Origin of the sequence: Leptolyngbya sp. FACHB-321, assembly GCF_014695975.1 — a bacterium.
In the GTDB taxonomy this organism is placed as follows: Bacteria; Cyanobacteriota; Cyanobacteriia; order Leptolyngbyales; family Leptolyngbyaceae; genus Stenomitos.
Window position 1 is genome coordinate 1 of sequence record NZ_JACJPI010000001.1, and the last position, 2,824, is coordinate 2,824.

The 2,824-nt window shown below is 51.0% G+C and carries 2 protein-coding genes and 1 pseudogene; 1 reads left to right on the top strand and 2 read right to left on the bottom strand.

Annotated elements, in window-relative coordinates; translation table 11 throughout:
• Window positions 1-483 precede the first annotated feature (483 nt).
• The gene (locus H6F76_RS00005; RefSeq protein WP_190504817.1) at window positions 484-2,220 is read left to right on the top strand and encodes a R3H domain-containing nucleic acid-binding protein; all 1,737 of its coding nucleotides are present in this window, start codon (window positions 484-486) and stop codon (window positions 2,218-2,220) included.
• Between the two features lie 262 nt (window positions 2,221-2,482).
• On the opposite strand, the gene H6F76_RS00010 is transcribed toward H6F76_RS00005, so the two are convergent.
• Window positions 2,483-2,659 (bottom strand): hypothetical protein, encoded by a 177-nt coding sequence (locus tag H6F76_RS00010; protein ID WP_190504819.1) that lies wholly within the window; start codon window positions 2,657-2,659, stop codon window positions 2,483-2,485.
• A 54-nt stretch (window positions 2,660-2,713) separates the two neighbouring features.
• Window positions 2,714-2,824: pseudogene (locus tag H6F76_RS30115) on the bottom strand (IS982 family transposase); the annotation flags it as partial.

A 2,824-nucleotide genomic window follows, 5' to 3' on the forward strand; every position in this document is an offset into this window, starting at 1 on the left:
TAATAGACCGAGGGCTTGACCTCCATCATTGGTGATACTGAAACTAAAACAAGTTGCTATGCAGCCTTCAGGGCTCTGCTTTAAGCTTTTTGGCTTTCCTGGTGCCTATGGCGCTGCACCATAAAAGTAGTTGGTGGGACCCCAACAGCAGCAACCATACAGGATCAGGTCAGCATCCTCAAGCCTCCTTCTAGCGTTGAAAGGAGGCTTTTTACAAGGCTTTTTTACAAGGGTCAGAGGGCGGGCGATCTACGCCGATCACATCGGTTTACCCGCTGTAGAGGAAGTGACAGTTTGTTATTGTGAAAGTCTATCAAAACTTACTGCTCAAGCAGCGTTTGAGCAGTGGCATCATCAAACACGAGCTCAAGCAACAGTGCCTCCAAGTCGCTCCATTCTGGATGAAACTGACCTTAATTTAGCTGTATGCGCAATCGTTTGTGCGCTCATCCTTCCCTTAGCGTGACACGCTAGCTTTAAACAATGTACAACACTGATGACCTCCAGAAGTTGCTGGAGCTTCTGCCTCAAGACTTACAGCAACGCTTAGCACGCCATCCGCAACGCGAGAGCCTGGTCGAGGTTGTGCTGGACTTGGGGCGGTGTCCTGAAGCGCGTTTTCCCAGCCAGGCGGAGTTTTTGTCTGAGCAGGTAGTGACGCACGAGCAGTTGCAAGGCTGCCTTGACCGCGTTGGTCCTTTTGGCGCTGACAACCGGGCCGGTATCGAAAAAACCCTGCACCGCATCAGCGCCATTCGCAACCGTAAAGGGGAAATCATTGGGCTAACTTGTCGAGTCGGTCGCGCCCTTTTTGGCACCATTGCCATGATTCGCGATCTGGTGGAAACGGGTCACTCCATCCTGATGCTGGGTCGTCCGGGTGTGGGTAAAACAACAGCTTTACGGGAAATTGCACGGGTGTTAGCCGATGACTTGCATAAACGGGTTGTCATCATTGATAGTTCAAATGAGATTGCGGGTGATGGTGATATTCCCCACCCTGCGATTGGGCGAGCGCGGCGGATGCAGGTGGCACGCCCCGAACTGCAACATCAGGTGATGATTGAGGCGGTGGAAAACCACATGCCAGAAGTCATCGTGATTGATGAAATTGGCACGGAGTTAGAAGCACTAGTAGCACGGACGATCGCTGAACGTGGCGTACAACTCGTGGGCACGGCTCATGGCAATCAGTTAGAAAACCTAATCAAAAATCCAACCTTAGCAGACTTAGTCGGTGGGATTCAGTCAGTCACCTTAGGTGATGAGGAAGCGCGTCGGCGAGGGTCTCAAAAGAGTGTGCTGGAACGCAAAGCACCCCCTACCTTTGACATCGCCGTTGAGATGCAGGAGCGTCAGAAGTGGACGGTGCATGAGTGCGTTAGTGATACCGTTGATCGCTTACTGTTGGGAAACCGGGCAGCGCTGCAAGTGAGAACGGTTAACGATCAAGGGCAGGTCACAATGACTCGGGAGGTTTCCAGTCCTGCAATCGGTAGCCTTTCAGCAGCGCCGCTCTCCACTCGCTCACCCAATGTACGGGATAAACGGCGTCCCTCAAAACGAGTGCTGCCAGTGCCAAAAGAAAGCGCCAGCGATCGTGTCTCACAAGCATGGCAGGAAGAGCGGTTCAAACTAGAGCTGGAGCGGTATCCTCATCCACGAGTAGAACCTTCGCAGGCTATAACTTCCACCCTTGCGGTTCCGTCCAGCGAAGGTCAACTGCGTCTGTATCCTTATGGAATTGAGCGTCAGCAACTCCAACAGGTGATCGAGGAGTTGAGCGTACCATTTGTCCTGGTTGCAGACTTGGAAGCAGCAGAAGCCGTTTTAGCCCTTAAGTCGCACTTGACCCAACACTCGATCCTGGAGCGCCTGGCGAGCGAGTACCAGATGCCAATACACATGGTCAATGGCAATACTGTGGCTCAAATCACTGAGACCCTGCGGTCAATGTTTGTCATTGAGACAAAAGCCGCAACGGTTGAAGCGGAATCCAGCCAGATTTACAGTGGGAATCCAGATGATGAGTGGGATGCTCTGGAAGAAGCCCGACTGGCTGTGGAGGCGATCGTCATTCCTAAAGGGCAACCTGTGGAACTGCTACCGCGATCCGCTCACGTTCGCCAAATTCAGCAGGAATTTGTGGACCACTATCGTCTCAAATCTAATAGCGTTGGTCCCGGTCCGGATCAACGTCTGCGAATCTACCCAGCTTAATAATTTCCAGTTGGGGCAGGGGGATGATACCGTTTCTGACAATTAAGTATCACATATCGGCTAAAACTTTTTTTCAGCAGTGATTGCAGAATCTGACCGTTCCTGTTTCTGTTTGAGTGGATGAACAGAAGCCACTATGACAGAGTTTAAGAGGAGCGTGATTTATACCCCTTCGAAGCAATGGCTCATTTTTACATGAAGCGGTGCCATACCCCAGCTTGGCTCTAGAGTAACATTGGTTGAGTTCGCTCCGAGCAACCAGTCAGTTGCTAGTGCCACTGCACCCCACGAGCTTCATCACCTTATGCGGTTGACACCGAGCGCAAGGAATTTCGTGCAGGTGTTTAACAGTAGCAATCCCTTTTCGCAAAGAGTTAATGATGCTGAAGGTGCCGTATCCTACGATCGCCCATGCGCTCATAGAAAACAGAAAAGTCATGAGATGAACTCCTGAAATAATTGAGTTAGCAGATGTTTTTAACGTCAGTTCGGGTTAAGCCGGAAGGAGCAAATTGTGGTCAAGGGCAATGGATGGCTTCTTTGGCTGATGGCAATAGGCAATCAATCCGCCCAAGATATTGACAAAGCAATTGACTGGAGAACG

Coding starts and splice junctions, on each gene's coding strand:
- H6F76_RS00005 (WP_190504817.1), top strand. CDS start 484: ATGTACAACACTGATGACCTCCAGAAGTTGCTGGAGCTTCTGCCTCAA.
- H6F76_RS00010 (WP_190504819.1), bottom strand. CDS start 2,659: ATGACTTTTCTGTTTTCTATGAGCGCATGGGCGATCGTAGGATACGGC.